At 72.9% G+C, this 15,767-nt stretch carries 15 protein-coding genes; 9 read left to right on the top strand and 6 right to left on the bottom strand.

Going from position 1 to position 15,767, the window contains the following annotated elements; all coding sequences use genetic code 11:
• Window positions 1-37: 37 nt before the first annotated feature.
• A complete protein-coding gene (locus tag ACFZDE_RS28975) occupies window positions 38-1,573 on the bottom strand; it encodes an APC family permease (RefSeq protein WP_391002650.1) in 1,536 nt (511 codons plus the stop codon).
• An 86-nt stretch (window positions 1,574-1,659) separates the two neighbouring features.
• Window positions 1,660-2,610, bottom strand: coding sequence for a hypothetical protein (locus ACFZDE_RS28970; RefSeq protein ID WP_391002918.1), 951 nt, complete (start codon window positions 2,608-2,610; stop codon window positions 1,660-1,662).
• Between the two features lie 345 nt (window positions 2,611-2,955).
• Between ACFZDE_RS28970 and ACFZDE_RS28965 the strand changes: the two genes are divergently transcribed.
• The 4 genes from ACFZDE_RS28965 (at window position 2,956) to ACFZDE_RS28950 (ending at window position 5,674) form a co-directional block, all read left to right on the top strand.
• Window positions 2,956-3,879 carry a DMT family transporter gene (locus tag ACFZDE_RS28965; protein WP_391002652.1) on the top strand — a complete coding sequence of 308 codons (924 nt, stop codon included), beginning with the start codon at window positions 2,956-2,958 and terminating at the stop codon, window positions 3,877-3,879.
• A gap of 510 nt (window positions 3,880-4,389) precedes the next feature.
• Window positions 4,390-4,905, top strand: a complete 516-nt coding sequence (locus tag ACFZDE_RS28960) for an NUDIX domain-containing protein (protein WP_391204685.1) — start codon at window positions 4,390-4,392, stop codon at window positions 4,903-4,905.
• 44 nt (window positions 4,906-4,949) lie between these two features.
• A complete protein-coding gene (locus tag ACFZDE_RS28955; protein WP_391002656.1) occupies window positions 4,950-5,342 on the top strand; it encodes a DUF202 domain-containing protein in 393 nt (130 codons plus the stop codon).
• Window positions 5,339-5,674, top strand: coding sequence for a DUF202 domain-containing protein (locus ACFZDE_RS28950; RefSeq protein WP_391204682.1), 336 nt, complete (start codon window positions 5,339-5,341; stop codon window positions 5,672-5,674). The genes ACFZDE_RS28955 and ACFZDE_RS28950 overlap by 4 nt, the downstream gene beginning before the upstream one ends.
• 174 nt (window positions 5,675-5,848) lie before the next feature.
• Here ACFZDE_RS28950 and ACFZDE_RS28945 read toward each other — a convergent pair whose 3' ends face one another.
• Window positions 5,849-6,805: a zinc-binding dehydrogenase gene (locus ACFZDE_RS28945; protein WP_391204679.1), complete on the bottom strand. Its 957-nt coding sequence runs from the start codon at window positions 6,803-6,805 to the stop codon at window positions 5,849-5,851.
• A 200-nt stretch (window positions 6,806-7,005) separates the two neighbouring features.
• Here ACFZDE_RS28945 and ACFZDE_RS28940 point away from each other — a divergent pair, with 200 nt between their 5' ends.
• The 5 genes from ACFZDE_RS28940 (at window position 7,006) to ACFZDE_RS28920 (ending at window position 12,651) form a co-directional block, all read left to right on the top strand.
• Complete coding sequence (locus ACFZDE_RS28940; protein ID WP_391204676.1) at window positions 7,006-8,040, top strand: phosphotransferase; 1,035 nt, start codon at window positions 7,006-7,008, stop codon at window positions 8,038-8,040.
• 5 nt (window positions 8,041-8,045) lie between these two features.
• A complete protein-coding gene (locus ACFZDE_RS28935; protein WP_391002664.1) occupies window positions 8,046-9,260 on the top strand; it encodes an acyl-CoA dehydrogenase family protein in 1,215 nt (404 codons plus the stop codon).
• Between the two features lie 294 nt (window positions 9,261-9,554).
• Entirely contained in the window at window positions 9,555-11,171 is a 1,617-nt protein-coding gene (locus tag ACFZDE_RS28930; protein WP_391204673.1) for a SpoIIE family protein phosphatase, read from the top strand.
• The gene (locus tag ACFZDE_RS28925; protein ID WP_391204670.1) at window positions 11,168-12,265 is read left to right on the top strand and encodes a cobalamin-dependent protein; all 1,098 of its coding nucleotides are present in this window, start codon (window positions 11,168-11,170) and stop codon (window positions 12,263-12,265) included. The genes ACFZDE_RS28930 and ACFZDE_RS28925 overlap by 4 nt, the downstream gene beginning before the upstream one ends.
• Window positions 12,266-12,297: 32 nt before the next feature.
• On the top strand, window positions 12,298-12,651 hold the full coding sequence (locus ACFZDE_RS28920) for an STAS domain-containing protein (RefSeq protein WP_391204666.1): 354 nt from the start codon (window positions 12,298-12,300) through the stop codon (window positions 12,649-12,651).
• A 17-nt stretch (window positions 12,652-12,668) separates the two neighbouring features.
• Here ACFZDE_RS28920 and ACFZDE_RS28915 read toward each other — a convergent pair whose 3' ends face one another.
• The 3 genes from ACFZDE_RS28915 to ACFZDE_RS28905 are packed head-to-tail and all read right to left on the bottom strand — an operon-like array spanning window position 12,669 to window position 15,725.
• On the bottom strand, window positions 12,669-13,262 hold the full coding sequence (locus tag ACFZDE_RS28915; protein WP_391002673.1) for a TetR family transcriptional regulator: 594 nt from the start codon (window positions 13,260-13,262) through the stop codon (window positions 12,669-12,671).
• Between the two features lie 28 nt (window positions 13,263-13,290).
• Window positions 13,291-14,955, bottom strand: coding sequence for an AMP-binding protein (locus ACFZDE_RS28910; protein ID WP_391204663.1), 1,665 nt, complete (start codon window positions 14,953-14,955; stop codon window positions 13,291-13,293).
• The gene (locus ACFZDE_RS28905; RefSeq protein WP_391002677.1) at window positions 14,952-15,725 is read right to left on the bottom strand and encodes an SDR family NAD(P)-dependent oxidoreductase; all 774 of its coding nucleotides are present in this window, start codon (window positions 15,723-15,725) and stop codon (window positions 14,952-14,954) included. Before ACFZDE_RS28905 ends, ACFZDE_RS28910 begins: the two co-directional genes overlap by 4 nt.
• Window positions 15,726-15,767: the final 42 nt, after the last annotated feature.

Genomic DNA, 15,767 nt, shown 5'->3' with positions numbered 1-15,767 from the left:
CGTCAGATTTCCGTAACCAGTTCTTACGCTGCTCCGCTCAGGAGGAGGCGGCCTTGTCGAGCTGGAACGCCTCGTTGCCGAGGCCGATCCGGGCGTGCTTCTCGGGGGCGCGGGCGCGCAGCACCAGGCCGAGGACCACTCCGGCGAGCGCGGCGAGGCCGATGATGCCGGGCAGTACCCAGCTCAGCGAGGAGTCGGGCCCGGCGCCGACCAGCACCTCGAAGTCCTTCACCGTGTAGCCGGCGATCACCAGCAGGGCGATGCCCGCCAGCGCGGACGTGACCAGCCGCCAGGCCTGGGGGCCCGCGGCGCCGCGGCGGACGAAGAAGACGACGACGGACAGGGACGCGGTCGCCATCAGCACGATCACGCCGAGGGCGCCGACGTTGCCGAACCAGGTGAACAGGTGCAGGACGGGCGCGGTCGGGTCGCCGGTGGGCTTGTCGTCGGCGAGGGCGAACGCGGCCACGACCAGCACGGCCACCACGGTCTGGAGCAGCGAGCCGGTACCCGGGGCGCCGCTGCTGCCGCTGGTGCGGCCGAAGGCGGCCGGCAGCAGGCCCTCGCGGCCCATGGCGAAGGCGTAGCGGGCGACGACGTTGTGGAAGCTGAGCAGCGCGGCGAACATGCCGGTGACGAACAGGATGTGCAGGACGTCGGTGAAGGTGCCGCCCAGGCGGGATTCGGTGAGGAAGAACAGCAGCCCGGCGCTCTGCTTCTGGGAGGTGCCGACGATCGCGGAGGGGCCGGTGGCGACGGTGAGGGCCCAGGAGCTCAGCGCGAAGAAGACGGCGACCCCGCCGACCGCGAAGAACATCACCCGCGGCACCAGCACGTGCGGGCGGCTGGTCTCCTCGGCGTAGACGGGGGCCTGCTCGAAGCCGAGGAAGGCGGCGATGCAGAAGCACAGCGCGGTGCCGACGCCCGCGCCGGTGAGGGTGTCGGGGTTGAAGGCGTGCAGCGACAGGCCTTCCTTGCCGGGGTCGGCGAGGGCGGCGACGTCGAAGATCACGACGAGGAGCACCTCGATGACCAGCAGCACGCCGAGCACCTTGGCGTTGACGTCGATCTTCAGCCAGCCGAGCAGTCCGACGGCGAGGGCGGCCACGAGGGCCGGTATCCACCAGGCGATCTCCAGGTCGGCGTAGGTGGCGAGGAGTCCGGAGACCTCGAAGCCGAAGATGCCGTAGATGCCGACCTGGAGCGCGTTGTAGGCGACGAGGGCGACCAGGGCGGCGCCCGCGCCGGCGGTGCCGCCGAGGCCGCGGGAGATGTAGGCGTAGAAGGCGCCGGCGTTGTGGACGTGGCGGCTCATCTCGGCGTAGCCGACGCTGAACAGGATCAGGACGACGCCGAGGACGACGAAGAGCAGCGGCTGGCCGACGATGCCCATCACCGCGAATGTGGTGGGCATGACACCCGCGACGACCATGAGCGGGGCGGTCGCGGCGAGGACGGAGAGCAGCAGGCCGCCGGTGCCGAGCCGGTCGGCGCGCAGGGCACGCTCCTGCCCCTTGAACGTACTGATGCCGCCGGAGGCGGATGGGCTCGTTCTCGAACTGTCCGTGGTCATCGGGGGAGCGTCCTCACTCTTCGGGTCGGGGGTCAGGCCGTGGCTTCTCGGGTCGGGGGTCAGGCCGCGGCTCTTCGGTCGGGGGGTCAGGCCGTGCCGAGCGCTTCGGCGCGGGCGGCGGCGAAAGCGGTGTGCGGGTCGCGGTCCGGGTACGACCAGGGCGCCGGGGTGGCGTGGCGGCCGATCCGGTGGAACAGGGCGGCGGCCTCGGCGCCCCGCCGCTCGCAGAACTTGGCGTGGGCGAGGAAGTTCAGGTCGATCAGCCGCCGCGGGTGGCCTTCGAGCTCCCACTCCAGCCACCAGTCGAAGGCGGTCTTCATGACCTGCCGGGCGCGGCGGCCCGCCCAGTGGCCGGAGGCGGCCGGGTCGGGGCTCGCGTGTCCGGCGGCGGCCAGTACGCGGTAGCGCTCGGCGTGCGCGATGACCGGCAGGATCGCGAGCGGGGAGTCGGCGGGGGCCTGTTCGGAGGCCCAGTTGGCGAAGTCGTAGACCTCGTGCAGCGGGTCCGGGCCGGCCTCGGTGCGGCGGGCTGCGAGCCGGGCGACCATCAGGTGGTGGGCGTGGTGGTGGTCGGCGTAGCGGGCGCGGACCGCCTCGAAGCCGCGGACCACGTCCTGGTCCGCGCCGGCCGCGCAGTCCAGCATGAGCAGGCCGAGCCAGGGCGTGGGGTCGGCGGGGGCGCGCCTCGCGGCGTCCTGGCAGGCCTCGCGGGCCCGGGCCGGTTTCACCTTGCCGTGCAGGGCGCGCCGGACCTGGGCGAGGGCGAGCAGCACGCCGGCGTCGGCGGACTCGGGTTCGACGAGCTGCCACTCCCGGGCCCACGCGGCGCAGGAGGGTTCGCGGGCGAGGACGGTGACGCGGTGGCCGCGCCGGTCCCAGTCGTCCCCGGTGTGGGCCAGGAGGGAACGGGCGTTCTGCCAGCGGCCCTGCGCCAGTGCGGCGCGGGCGGCCACGAGCTCGGCGTCGTCGAGGGCCTCGTCGAAGGCCTGCGACACACGTCTGCGGCCACGGCCGAGGGGAGGCGGGGGTGGGGACACCGCGAACTTCCTCACGCGCTCTTCTTGTGTTCCGGCTCACGGCGACAGGGGGAGTGCGGGTATGCACACTGCCATGAACTGATCACGCACAGCCAACCCCCAGCCAACGGTCGGCGTCAAGGGCCGTTGGGGCGTTACACGCGTCAACTGTTGCTTCTTGTGAGGGAATTGTGACCCGGGAGGCGCGAGAGGCGGGTGGGGCGAGCATCCGATATTTCCGTTTCGCCCTTTGTGACGTACGTCATAGCGTGGGCTGTCGCCGCCCCCGACGATGGCATGACGTACGGGCGCGCCGGGCGGAGCCGGCCGGTACAGTCGGCCCCTACGCCATCGTGACCCGACCTGATGATCGAGGTACACCGCGTGTCGGTTCTGGTACTGGCGCTCGCCCTGGGTGCCGCCTGCTGTCTGGGCTTCGGTTTCGTGCTCCAGCAGAACGCGGCCCAGCGGGCCCCGTTGAACGACTTCCTCTCCTTCCGGCTGCTGCTCGACCTGGTGAAGGTGCCGCGCTGGCTCGGCGGCATCGCGCTGATGGTCGTCGGCATGGGGCTGGGCGCCGCCGCCCTCGGGCAGGGCGAGCTGTCGCTGGTGGAGCCGCTGCTGGCGACGAACCTGCTGTTCGCGCTCGCGCTCTCCCGCAAGCAGACCCGGCAGCCGCTCGGCCGCCAGGGCTGGGCCGGCCTCTTCCTGCTGGCGGGCGGTGTGACCGCGTTCATCGTGGCGGGCCGTCCGGAGGGCGGTGCCGCGACAGCCGACCCGGTGCGGCAGTGGCTGATCATCGGGGTCATGATCGGGCTCGCCCTGCTGCTCACGACCCACGGCAAGCGGTCCCGGCTCAGCTCCGGCCCGGTGCTGCTGGCCCTGGCCGCCGGGCTGCTCTACGGCGTGCAGGACGCGCTGACCAGGGTCAGCGGACAGAAGGTCGCCGACAGCGGCCTCGCCGAGCTGTTCACCGGCTGGGAGCCGTACGCGGTGCTGGCGCTGGGCGTCACGGGGCTGGTCCTCGTGCAGAGCGCGTTCGAGACGGCGTCGCTGCGCAAGTCGCTGCCCGCCCTGACCGCGGCCCAGCCGCTCGCCGGGATCGTCTGCGGCGTCGGCTTCCTGGGCGACCGGCTGCGCACCGACGCGGTCGCCCTGAGCTGGGAGGCCGGCGGCCTGCTGGCCGTGGTCGCGGGCATCGTCCTGCTGGGCCTGCACCCGGCGATGCCGCACGGCGCCCCGGAACGCCCCCGGACACCCACACCCGCGATCAGCCCGGCGTCCCCCTGACGGAGCGGTGACGCCGGGGCGGCTCCTTCTGGGGCCAGCCAACGGGGTGTGCGCGCCCTTCTGGGGGCAACGGGGGTGCGCGTCCTGACGGAGGGCGCGCACGCGGCCCGGGGTGCGTGGCCTGCCGACGGTCAGGATGCTGGCCTGCCGAGGGCGGCTGAGGTGCGGGTCGTGCCGGGATTGCCGGAGGCCCGTGTGCCGCCGGGATTGCCGGAGGCCCGTGAGACACCTGGATTCGCCCGCGGCGCGTGTACCGCCGAGATCGCCGGAGGCACGCCTGCCGCCGGGGGCGCACACGGCGCATGAACCCGCGGAACTTCCCGGGCGGCGCGCGTGGTGCCAGGATTGCCCAGGGCGTGGGGCCCACCAAGATCGCCCGCGGCGCGCCTGCCGCCGGAGGCGCGTCTGCCGCCGGAGGCGCGCCTGCCGCCGGGGGCTCCCACGGCGCATGGCCCAGGGCGTGGGGCCCACCGGGGTCGCCCGCGGCGTGCGTCCTGCTTGGATGAGGGCATGAGTGCTGCTGACGAGATCCTCGACGTCGTCGACGAGAACGACCAGGTCGTCGGGCAGTGCCCGCGCGGGGAGGTCTATGCCCGGGGGTTGCGCCACCGGTGCGTGTTCATCCAGGCCCGGGACGCCGAGGGCCGGATCTTCGTGCATCGGCGTACCCCCACCAAGCTGGTCTTTCCCGCCCTGCACGACATGTTCGTGGGCGGCGTCGTCGGCGCGGGTGAGTCCTACGACGCGGCGGCGCTGCGCGAGGCGGAGGAAGAGCTGGGCGTGAGCGGTCTGCCGCAGCCGCGGCACCTCTTCACCTTCCTCTACGACGACGGCTCCGGCCGAACCTGGTGGTCCGCGGTCTACGACGTCCGCTGCGAGCTTCCGGTCCGGCCGCAGGCCGAGGAGGTGGCCTGGTACGCCTTCCTCTCCGACGCGGAGGTCGAGCGGCGCCTGGCCGACTGGGAGTGGGTGCCGGACGGGCTGGCGGCGTACGAGCGGCTCAAGGCGTTCCGGTCGGCCGGCTGAGGCGGAGGCGGAGGCGGACCGGGCACCCGGGTAGGGTCGCGCACGTGATCGAGTTCGTACGGAACGTCCGGTTGTGGTTCGCCCCGGCGGAGGTCCGGGAGGACGGCGAGACGCCCGACTACCGGTTCTCGCTGGCGAACGAACGCACCTTCCTGGCCTGGCTGCGCACCGCGCTCGCGCTGATCGGCGGCGGCTTCGCCGTGGACCAGTTCCTGCCGGACCTGCGCTGGGCCTGGCGGGTCGGGCTGGCGTTCGCTCTGCTGGCCGCGGGCGTGCTGTGCTCTCTGCGGGCGGTCAACCACTGGGTGCGCTGCGAACGAGCCATGCGCCGGGGCGAGGACCTGCCGGTGTCCCGCTTCCCCGCCCTGCTGAGCCTGGTCGTCGCGGTCGTGGCGGTCGCCATGGTCCTGGTGGTGCTGGTGGGGTGGGAGGGATGAGCACCTCGGTCGCCCGGCCGGCGGACCCCGATCGCGATCCCGGGTTGCAGCCCGAGCGCACCCGGCTCGCGTGGCGGCGTACGACGCTGTCGGGCTCGGTCGTCGCCGTGCTCGCGGTGAAGACCGTGCTGCACGGCGGGGCGTCGGCGGCCAGGATCGTCGCGTGTGCGCTGTGCTGTGTGCTGTGGCTGGGCTTCCTGCGCATCGCCCACCGGCGCATCCACACCCTCTCGACCGCCCCGAGCCCCGCCGCGTTCGCCCCTCGGCACGCGGCGGCCGCGGTGCTGTGCACGGTGGCGATGGCGGTGTGCGGGGCGACCCTGGTGCTTTAGGGCGCCCGTCACACGCCAGTTCCGCCCCCGGGCGATCAGGACACCGTTTCCGCCCCGGGTGCTCCCCGACCCCGGTTCCGGCGCTGGCGCTCCCCACGGCCCCAGTTCCAACCCAAGCGCCCCCGACACCGGCTCCAGCCCTGGCGATTCAAGGCGCCCGGCCCCCTGGGCGCTTCACTCGTGCTCGTCCTCGTCCTCGTTCTCCCAGTCCACCGTCACCACGATCTTGCCGCGGGTGCGGCCCTCCTGGTTCAGCCGGTGCGCGTCCGCCGCCCGCTCCAGGGGGAACGTCTCGTCGACGTGCACGCTCACCACGCCCTGCTCCGCCAGGTCGGCCAGGTGCTGGAGGTCCTGTGCGTCGGGGCGGACGAAGTAGTAGCGGCCGCCGTAGTTCACGACGTCGTTGTCGGCGATCGAGGCCAGGCGGCCCTCGGGGGCCAGCAGGTTCGCCGAGACCTTCAGCGCGTCCCCGCCCACCGTGTCGAACACCGCGTCCACCCCCTCCGGCGCCAGTCCGCGCACCCGCTCGCCGAGGCCCTCGCCGTACGCCACCGGCTCCCCGCCCAGGCCCCGCACGAAGTCGTGGTTGGGCCCGCTCGCCGTGCCGATCACCCGGGCACCCAGGTGGGTGGCCAGCTGCACGGCGATGGAGCCGACGCCCCCGGCCGCGGCGTGCACGAGGACGGTCTCGCCCCGCTTCACCTGGAGCACCTTGTGCAGCACCTGGTAGGCGGTGAGCCCGACCAGCGGCAGCCCGGCCGCCTCCTCGAAGGAGAGGTTGCGCGGTTTGCGGGCGAGGGTGCGCACCGGCGCGGCCACGTACTCGGCGAAGGTGCCCCGGGAGAGGAAGTCCTCGCGCACGTACCCGAAGACCTCGTCCCCGACGTCGAACTCCGACACGGCCACGCCGGGGCGTACGACGACGCCCGAGACGTCCCAGCCGGGCACCACGGGGAAGACGGGGGCGAGGATCGCGTCGAGGTAGCCCTCGCGGGCCTTCCAGTCGACGGGGTTCACGGCCGCCGCCCGTACCTTCACCAGCACCGCGTCGGGGCCGACCTTCGGATCGCGGACCTCGCCGAACGCCAGCACCTCGGGTCCGCCGTACCGTGAGTAGCTGATGGCCTTCATGGCTTTGACCTTCCGGGCTCGCGGGACGCCACGCAAGCCGGATGGCCTGAACGAACCGGCCGAAACCTCCCCGGTCGCGCGGGGTGAGGAGCCGTCGGCCTATCGTGGCTCCGATCACGTTTCGGTCCCGCTCTGGACGACATACCGACCGGTCGGCATCATGAGTCGGGAACAGTCCACCTCCCCCGTAGGAGCGACGCATGAGCCCCGACCACCCGCCCGGACTCGATCTCGACCGGTTGCGCGGCCTGCTCGACCGCGAGCGGCCCGGCCTGGTGACCGGCCCGCTGTCCGGCCGGCTGATCGAGGGCGGACGGTCGAACCTCACCTACGCGGTCTCCGACGGCACCGCCCGGTGGGTCGTCAGACGCCCCCCGCTCGGCCATGTCCTGGCCACCGCGCACGACATGAAGCGCGAGCACCGGGTGATCAGCGCACTGCACCCGACCGCCGTGCCGGTGCCCCGGCCGGTGCTGCTGTGCGAGGACGAGGAGGTGCTCGGATCGCCGTTCTACGTCATGGAGTTCGTCGAGGGCACCCCCTACCGCACCGCCGACCAGCTCCTCCCCCTCGGCGCCGAGCGCACCCGGGGCGCGGTGCTGAACCTGGTCGACACGCTGGTGGAGCTGCACGCGGTCGACCCGGGCGAGGTGGGTCTCGCCGACTTCGGACGGCCCGAGGGGTTCCTGGACCGGCAGCTGCGGCGCTGGGGCAAGCAGCTGGACGCCTCACGCAACCGCGACCTGGACGGCATCGACGAGCTGCACGCCGCCCTCGGGCGCGAGCTGCCCGACTCCCCCGCCCCGGCGGTCGTGCACGGCGACTACCGGCTCGACAACGTGCTGATCGGCGAGGACGACCGGATCAACGCGATCCTGGACTGGGAGATGTCGACGCTGGGCGACCCGCTCACCGACCTGGGCCTGCTGGTCATGTACAGCATGCCGCTCGGTATGCCCGACTCCCCCGTCTCCACGACCGCCGAGGCACCCGGGCATCCGGCGCCGGCGGAACTGATCGAGCGGTACGCCGCGCGCTCGGGGCGCGACGTCTCCGCGGTCTCCTGGTACACGGCGTTCGCCTGGTTCAAGCTCGCCGTGATCCTCGAGGGCATCCACTACCGCTACACGCTGGGCCAGACGGTCGGGCGGGGCTTCGACCGCATCGGCGACCTCGTGCCCGTCTTCGTCCGGCACGGACTGACCACTCTTCACGAAGGCCTCCAGGAGGGCTGATCCGTATGGACTTCGCTTTCGACGCGCGCACCGAAGAGCTGCGCGGCAAGCTCCTCGCCTTCATGGACGAGTACGTCTACCCGGCCGAGGCGGTCGCCCACGAGCAGCGCGAGCGGCTGGCCTCGCCGTGGGAGACCGTGCCCGTGGTGGAGGAACTGAAGGCCGAGGCCCGCAGGCAGGGCCTGTGGAACCTGTTCCTGCCGGACTCCGAGTACGGGGCCGGGCTCACCAACCTCCAGTACGCGCCGCTCGCCGAGATCATGGGCCGCTCCCCGCAGCTGGCGCCGACGGTGACGAACTGCGCGGCGCCCGACACCGGGAACATGGAGGTGCTCACCCAGTTCGGCGACGAGCGGCAGCGCAAGCAGTGGCTGGAGCCGCTGCTGGCCGGGGAGATCCGCTCGGCGTTCGCGATGACCGAGCCGGAGGTGGCCTCCTCCGACGCCACCAACATCACCACGCACATCGAGCGGGACGGCGACGAGTACGTCATCACCGGCCGCAAGTGGTACATCTCCGGGGCGATGCACCCCGACTGCAAGATCTTCATCGTGATGGGCAAGACCGACCCGGACGGGGAGGACATCCGCCGCCAGCAGTCCATGGTGCTGGTGCCGCGCGACACCCCGGGCGTCACCATCAAGCGGGCCATGCAGGTGTTCGGGTACGAGGACCACTACCACGGCGGTCACGCCGAGGTGATCTTCGACCACGCGCGCGTGCCGGTGTCGAACCTGGTCGGTGAGGAGGGCGGCGGTTTCGCCATCGCGCAGGCGCGGCTGGGCCCCGGGCGCATCCACCACTGCATGCGGCTGATCGGCATGGCCGAGCGGGCGATCGAGCTGATGTGCCGGCGCGCGGTGTCCCGGACCGCGTTCGGCAAGGCGCTGGCCCAGCAGGGCGTGGTCCACAACTGGATCGCCGACGCGCGGGTGACGGTGGAGCAGCTGCGGCTGCTGGTGCTGAAGACCGCGTGGCTGATGGACACGGTGGGCAATCGCGGCGCGCACACCGAGATCCAGTCCATCAAGATCGCCACGCCCCGGGCGGTGGTGGACATCCTCGACCGGGCGATCCAGCTCCACGGCGCCGGCGGCGTGAGCCAGGACTTCCCCCTGGCGGAGCTGTACGCGGGCGCGCGAACCCTGATGATCGCGGACGGCCCGGACGAGGTGCACCAGCGCTCACTGGCCCGCCGGGAGCTGAAGCGGTACATGTGACGGACCGCGGGCGACAGGGGCCGCGGGGCTTCCCCCCGCCACTCCTGCCGCCCGCATCGCCCCGAACCGGGCGCCCGGACGTGAACGAGGTGTGAAACTTCGCACTGTCTGGTGAGCGGCCGTCTGGGTACGGGTGCTGTTTCGGGGGAGGACGGGGCGCGGAACCGCTCATCGCCGGGCTCCGGGGACGTCCGGCGGTTGCACCGCCGGACCGCACTGCGGGACTGTGCATCGAGAACCGTTCCGTTCAGTCTTCGCAAAGTGAGGTGTGGGTCACGCGTAGGGGCCCCGTACATGACTTCTTCCCCGGCCAGGCCCCGCGGCGGTGCGGTGGGCACGGTGAGTGCCGCCTCCGCCCCCTTCCCGGTGGTGGTCCTCGACGCGGACGGGCACGTCGCCGAGCTCAACGACGTGGCCGGCGCGCTGCTGCCGATGGCGCGTGTCGGCCGGCCGCTGACCTCCCCCGCCTGGCTCGCCGCCGCCGACCGGACCCGGCCGGGCCCTGCCAGCGGGACGGTGGGTGACCGGTCGTTCTCGGCGCATCCCACCGCTGCGGAGGGCGGCCGAACGGCCTGGTGGCTGATGGAGGAGACCGCCTACCGCTCCGCGCTGGGAGAGCTGGAGGCCGAGCGCGGGCGCACCCGGTTCCTCACCGAGGCCTCCAGTGCCCTGCTGGCCTCGCTGAACCTGGAACGCTGCATGGAGGTCACGGCGCGCCTGGCCACCGAGCATCTGGCCGACGCCGCCCTGGTCATCGCGCCCACCGCCGCCAGGACTCTGCCGGTGGTCGCCTGCGACCACCGCGGCGAACTCACCCGCAGCACCGTGTCCGCGGCACCGGACTCCGTACCGGGACTGGCCGAGGCGCTGCGCGGCTTCCCGCCCGTGCCCTCACGCTGGATAGACCCCGCGACGGCCCCGGACTGGGTGATCCCGGAGGGATTCGGCGAGGTCGGCTCGCTGGTGATCACACCGCTGCCCGGGCTCGGCGTGCCGGCCGGGGCGCTGATCCTGCTGCGCCGGAGGCAGCAGGGCGCGTTCAGCGAGGCCGAGGAGTCGCTGGCCGGGCTGTTCGCCGCCCGGGCCGGGGCCGCGATGTCGGCCGCCCGCCTCTACGCGGAGCAGAACTCGATCTCCGACACCCTCATGCGCGAGCTCCTGCCGCCCACCCTGCGGCAGACGGAGGGCGTGGAGTTCGCCGGCGGCTACCGGGCCAGCAAGGACACCGAGCGCGTCGGCGGCGACTTCTACGACGTCCACCCGCCCGCCGAGGACTCCCCCGAGACCCTCGTCGTGCTCGGGGACGTGGCCGGCAAGGGACTGGAGGCCGCGGTCCTCACCGGCAAGATCCGCAACACGCTGCACGCGCTGCTGCCGATGGCCGACGACCACGCCAGGATGCTGCGCCTGGTGAACAACGCCATGCGCACCAGCCACCACACCCGCTTCGTCACCCTCGTGATGGCCTCGGTCCGCCGGGAGGAGCGCGAGGTGGTGCTGCGGCTGACATCGGCCGGGCACCCCGCGCCGCTGATCATCCGGCGGGACGGCACCGTGGAGGAGGCCGACACCCGCGGCACCCTGATCGGCGTCCTGCCGGCCATCACCTCCCGCACCGCACAGGTCCGGCTGGCGCCGGGCGAGACCTGTCTGCTGTTCACCGACGGCGTCACCGAGGCCAGGGGCGGCCCGCTGGGCGACACCATGTTCGGCGACCAGCGCCTCAAGCGCGCCGCGGCCGAATGCGCCGGCATGCCGGCCGAGGCGGTCGTGGAGCGGGTGCAGATGGTCACCTCGCAGTGGATCGGCGACGGGCGCCACGACGACATCGCCGTCCTGGCCATCACCGCACCGCGCGGTGCCCACCTCGGTGCGGTGGACGGGGCGACCCGGGGCAGGTACACGGCATGACCGCACGCCTCACCGACATCGACGACGGGCCGGGCCGCCACGGCGTGGGCGCCGGTCTTGCCGCACCGTACGACGACGCCGCGTCCGCGCCCTGGGCCGACCGGCTGTGGGCCGCCGTCAGCACGGGAGACGAGTACGCGGCCGTCGACGTCGTCACCGACGCCCTGGCCGCGGGCCTGGATCCCGAGTCGGTGCTGCTGGACGTCGTCGGCGCCGTACAGCGCAAGGTCGGTTCCGAATGGGCCGCCAACCGTATGAGCGTGGCCGACGAGCACGCCGCCACCGCCATCAACGACCGGGTCATCGCCGTGCTGCCGGCGCGGCGTCCGGCGAACAGCCGGGGCCGCGTCACGGTCGCCTGTGTGGACCAGGAGTGGCACGCCCTGCCCGCCCGGCTGGTGGCCGAGACACTGCGGCTGCGCGGCTGGCGGGTGGACTACCTCGGCGCGCAGGTCCCCACCGCCCATCTGATCAGCCACATCCACCGCACCGGACCGGACGCGGTGTGCCTGTCCAGTTCGCTGCCCACCCGGCTGCCGCTCGCGCACAGCGCGATCACCGCCGTCCAGGCCGCCGGCACCCCGGTCATGGCCGGTGGTCTCGCCTTCGGGGCCGACGGCCGCTACGCCCGGCTGCTGGGCGCCGACGCCTGGGCGCCCGACGCCCGTGCGGCGGCGGACCGGCTCGCGGCCGGGCCCCTGACCCGGCCGGTGCCCGCCCACCAGGCGACCGACGACCTGCCGCACCTGGCCGACCAGGAGTACACACTGGTCGCCCGGTCCTCCACCCGCCTGGTGCGCGACACCTTCCAGCGCCTCGAAGAGCACATCCCCGCCATGCGGGACTACAGCGACGAGCAGCGTGAGCGCACCGCCGAGGACATCGCCCACATCGTCAACTTCCTGACGGCCGCCCTGTACGTCGACTCCGACGACGTGTTCACCGGCTTCCTCACCTGGACCGCCGAGGTGCTCACCGCCCGGAGCGTCCCGGCACGCTCGCTGCTGCCGTGTCTGGACCTGCTGGAGGAGCAGCTGCACGACTTCCCCCGCGCCCGCCGGCTCCTCGGCGCCGGACGCACCGCGATCGCCTGACGCCCCTGACCCCGAGACGCTGGACGTACTCCGTGACCACCTCCTCCCACGGCACCGGCCCGCACGCCGTGCACCTGGCCCTCACGGGCGATCTGGACTTCGACACGTGCGCGGAACTGCTGCGGCGGGTGCGGACCGCCCTCGGCGCCCGGCGGGAGGTCACGGATCTGCACCTGGACTGCCGGGAGCTGAACCTGGTCGACTCCATGGGGCTGTCGACCCTGCTCGAGATCCACCGCTCGACCGGCCTGGACGGGATCGCCTTCCACCTGGAGGGCGTCGGTCCGGCACTGCGGCGGCTGCTCGAACTCACCGGCACCTACGCGTACCTGACGAGCCCCCAGCGGGCCGGGGCGCCCGCCGAGAGCGGCCACGGCCGCACCTGAGGCGGCCTGGAGGGCCGCTACGGGCGCAGCGCGCGCAGCAGCAGGTCGGCCAGGTGGTCCGCGACCTGCTGGGGCGTGAGGGGCCCGTCGGGGCGGTACCAGGTCGACAGGTGGTGGACCGAGCCGAAGTGGTAGTCGACCACGAGGTCCGCCGGGGTCGCCTTCGAGAAGACACCCGAGTCCTGGCCCTCCTCCACCAGCGCGCGGAAGCGTTCGTGGTAGCGGCGGCGCTCGGCGCGGACCTGCTTGTCCTTCTCGGGGCTGAGGTGGTGCATGGAGCGCCAGAAGATCATCGCGTCGTCGAGGTTCTCGATGGTCGTCACCACGACGTCCGCGGCGGCGTGCCGCAACCGCTTCTCCACCGGCTCGTCGGCTCCGGCCACGGCGTCCAGCCGCTCCTGCTGGATGCGCAGCACACGCGCGTACACCTCGTGCAGCAGGTCGTCCTTGGAGCCGAAGTAGTGGTAGAGCGCTCCCTTGGTGACGCCGGCCGCCTCGACGATCTCCTGCACCGAGGTGCGGTCGTAGCCCTGCTCGGCGAAGAGCCGGGTGGCGGCGGCCAGGAGCCGCTGAGGCACGGGCGTGCCGTCCGAGTCCGTGGTCCTGGGCACTGCCGCCACCTGCCTTTCCGTTCTGCTGTCAGTTGCCGTGTGTACGGGAACGCAGTTCCCGACGGAGGATCTTCCCACTGGCCGTCTTCGGCAAGTCCGGCAGGATCTCCACCTGGCGCGGATATTTGTAGGCGGCCAGTCTCTCCTTGCAGTAGGCGGCGAGCGCATCCGGGTCCGTGTCGGCGTCCGGCCGCAGGCTGATGTACGCCTTGACGGTCTCGCCGCGGTACCCGTCGGGCACCCCGACGACGGCGGCCTCGCGCACCGCCGGATGTGTGTAGAGGACGTCCTCGACCTCGCGCGGCCACACCTTGAAGCCGGAGGCGTTGATCATGTCCTTCTTGCGGTCGACGACGTAGAGCCAGCCCTGTTCGTCCATGAAGCCGATGTCGCCGGTGCGCAGTTCGGCGCCGGGGAAGGTCTCGGCGGTGGCGTCGGGGCGGCGCCAGTAGCCGGGCACGACCTGCGGGCCCCGGACGACGATCTCGCCCTGCTCCCCGAAGGGCAGCTCCTCGCCGGCGTCGTCGACGATCCGTACGACCGTGTCGGGGCCGGGCAGTCCCACCGCGAGGGTTCCCGACACCGGGTCGACGGGCGCCTCCAGGCCGGGCGGCACCGAGGCGCAGGGCGCGGTGCACTCGGTCAGTCCGTAGCCGTTGCGGATGTACGGCCCGAAGCCGGCCCGGAACTCCTCCACCAGGGCGGGCGGCAGCGGGGCGCCGCCGGAGGAGATCACCCGGAAGGAGGAGAAGTGGTCGCGGGTGACGGCGGGGTGGGCGGCCAGCGCCATGAAGGCCGTGGAGGGTCCGACGGTGTAGTGCGGGCGGTGCTCGGCGAACGCGTCGAGCACCACGCCCGGCTCGAAGCGGTAGGCCAGCACGAGGGTGCCCCCGCTGTTCAGGCAGGCGCCCAACTGGCAGACCATGCCGGTGATGTGGAACAGCGGTGCCAGCGCGAAGTACACGGGCCGCTCGGGCAGCCCGAGGCCGGTCCGCTGCCGCTCGGCGTTGTACATGATGTTGCCGTGGGTGTTGGTGGCGCCCTTGGGTGTGCCGCTGGTGCCGGAGGTGTAGCTGATCAGCGCGATGTCGCCGGTGCCGGGATCACGGTCCCCGGGCACGGTGTGCCCGGCCCGGGCCACGGTCACCAGGTCGTCGGCGTCGGGGGCCTGCGGCAGGCGCTCGAAGGTCAGCACGCGCGCGTCGCCGCGGCTCTGGAAGTCCAGTTCGCACCCGGTGAGCACGATCCGCACGGGCGAGTCGGCGGCCGTCTCGCGCAGATACGACTCCCAGGCCCGGTCCGAGCAGATCAGCGCGGCCACCTCGCCGTCCCGCAGGACGTGCGCCACCTCGCCCGACTTGTACATCGGGTTGACGGGCACGACGACCGCGCCCGCCTTCCACGCGCCGAGCAGGGCGAGCACGAAGTGCGGGGAGTTCTGCAGCAGCACCGCGACCCGGTCGCCGCGCCCGAGACCGCGGGCGGCGAGGTGCCCGGCGACGGAGTCGCTGAGCTCGTCGACCTCCCGGTAGGTGAGCCGGCCGTCGAAGTAGGCCAGGACGTCGTGGTCGGGCGTCTCGGCCACGGCGGCGCGCAGGGCGTGCACGAGGGAGCCGGCCGGGCTGATCGGGGCCTTCTGGGCGTCTTCGAGCAGTCCGAGCCAGGGCTTGGCGGCGTAGCGGGACTCGGTCACCGGGCCTCCTCCCACTGCTGCTGGATGCGGTTCATGCCGGACAGCCACCGGTCGGGGTCACCGGCCCGGGCCTGGTGGTAGGCCTCGACCTCGGGGTGCGGCAGGATCAGGAAGCGGTCCTCCTCGATGCCCTTCAGCAGCGCGTCGGCGACGGTCTCCGGCTCGATCGCGGTCGGCCGGAGCACGAGGTCGCCCGCGCTGCCGGTGGCGGCCAGCATGTCGGTGCGCACGCCCTGCGGGCAGATCGCGTGGACCCTGACACCTCGGTGCCGGTACGTCAGCGACAGCCACTCGGCGAAGGCGAGCGCGCCGTGCTTGGTGACGGCGTAGGGCGCGGCGCCGATCATGGTGAGCAGCCCGGCGGCGGAGACGGTGGAGACGAACCGGCCGCTGCCGCGCTCCAGCCAGGCGGGCAGCAGTTCCTGCGCGGCCCGCACATGAGCCATGACGTTCACGTCCCAGGACAGGGCCCATGCCTTCTCGTCCAGCGGCTGCCCCGGCGTGATGCCGTCGGCGGCGACACCGGCGTTGGCGCAGTAGACGTCGACGGTCCCGCCGAGTGCGTCCCGGGCGTCGCCGACGATCCCCGAGGCGTCGCCGGGTACGGCGATGCCGCCGATGTCGTCCGCGACGCGCTTGGCCCGCTCGCCGTCGAGGTCGTTGACGACGACCCGGGCCCCTTCGGCGGCGAACCGCCGGGCCAGCGCGGCCCCGATCCCGCCGCCCGCCCCCGTGACAACGACTCCGGCGTCTTGAAAGGCTCCCACCATCGGTCTCCTCAGTCGCGGCTCTGCAATAGCGCCAGACTAACC

It is taken from the genome of Streptomyces sp. NPDC007929, assembly GCF_042959065.1.
Classification (GTDB): Bacteria; Actinomycetota; Actinomycetes; order Streptomycetales; family Streptomycetaceae; genus Streptomyces.
This window is presented reverse-complemented; position numbering and strand designations above follow the sequence as displayed.

Coding starts and splice junctions, on each gene's coding strand:
- ACFZDE_RS28975 (WP_391002650.1), bottom strand. CDS start 1,573: ATGACCACGGACAGTTCGAGAACGAGCCCATCCGCCTCCGGCGGCATC.
- ACFZDE_RS28965 (WP_391002652.1), top strand. CDS start 2,956: ATGATCGAGGTACACCGCGTGTCGGTTCTGGTACTGGCGCTCGCCCTG.
- ACFZDE_RS28960 (WP_391204685.1), top strand. CDS start 4,390: ATGAGTGCTGCTGACGAGATCCTCGACGTCGTCGACGAGAACGACCAG.
- ACFZDE_RS28950 (WP_391204682.1), top strand. CDS start 5,339: ATGAGCACCTCGGTCGCCCGGCCGGCGGACCCCGATCGCGATCCCGGG.
- ACFZDE_RS28945 (WP_391204679.1), bottom strand. CDS start 6,805: ATGAAGGCCATCAGCTACTCACGGTACGGCGGACCCGAGGTGCTGGCG.
- ACFZDE_RS28940 (WP_391204676.1), top strand. CDS start 7,006: ATGAGCCCCGACCACCCGCCCGGACTCGATCTCGACCGGTTGCGCGGC.
- ACFZDE_RS28935 (WP_391002664.1), top strand. CDS start 8,046: ATGGACTTCGCTTTCGACGCGCGCACCGAAGAGCTGCGCGGCAAGCTC.
- ACFZDE_RS28930 (WP_391204673.1), top strand. CDS start 9,555: ATGACTTCTTCCCCGGCCAGGCCCCGCGGCGGTGCGGTGGGCACGGTG.
- ACFZDE_RS28925 (WP_391204670.1), top strand. CDS start 11,168: ATGACCGCACGCCTCACCGACATCGACGACGGGCCGGGCCGCCACGGC.
- ACFZDE_RS28905 (WP_391002677.1), bottom strand. CDS start 15,725: ATGGTGGGAGCCTTTCAAGACGCCGGAGTCGTTGTCACGGGGGCGGGC.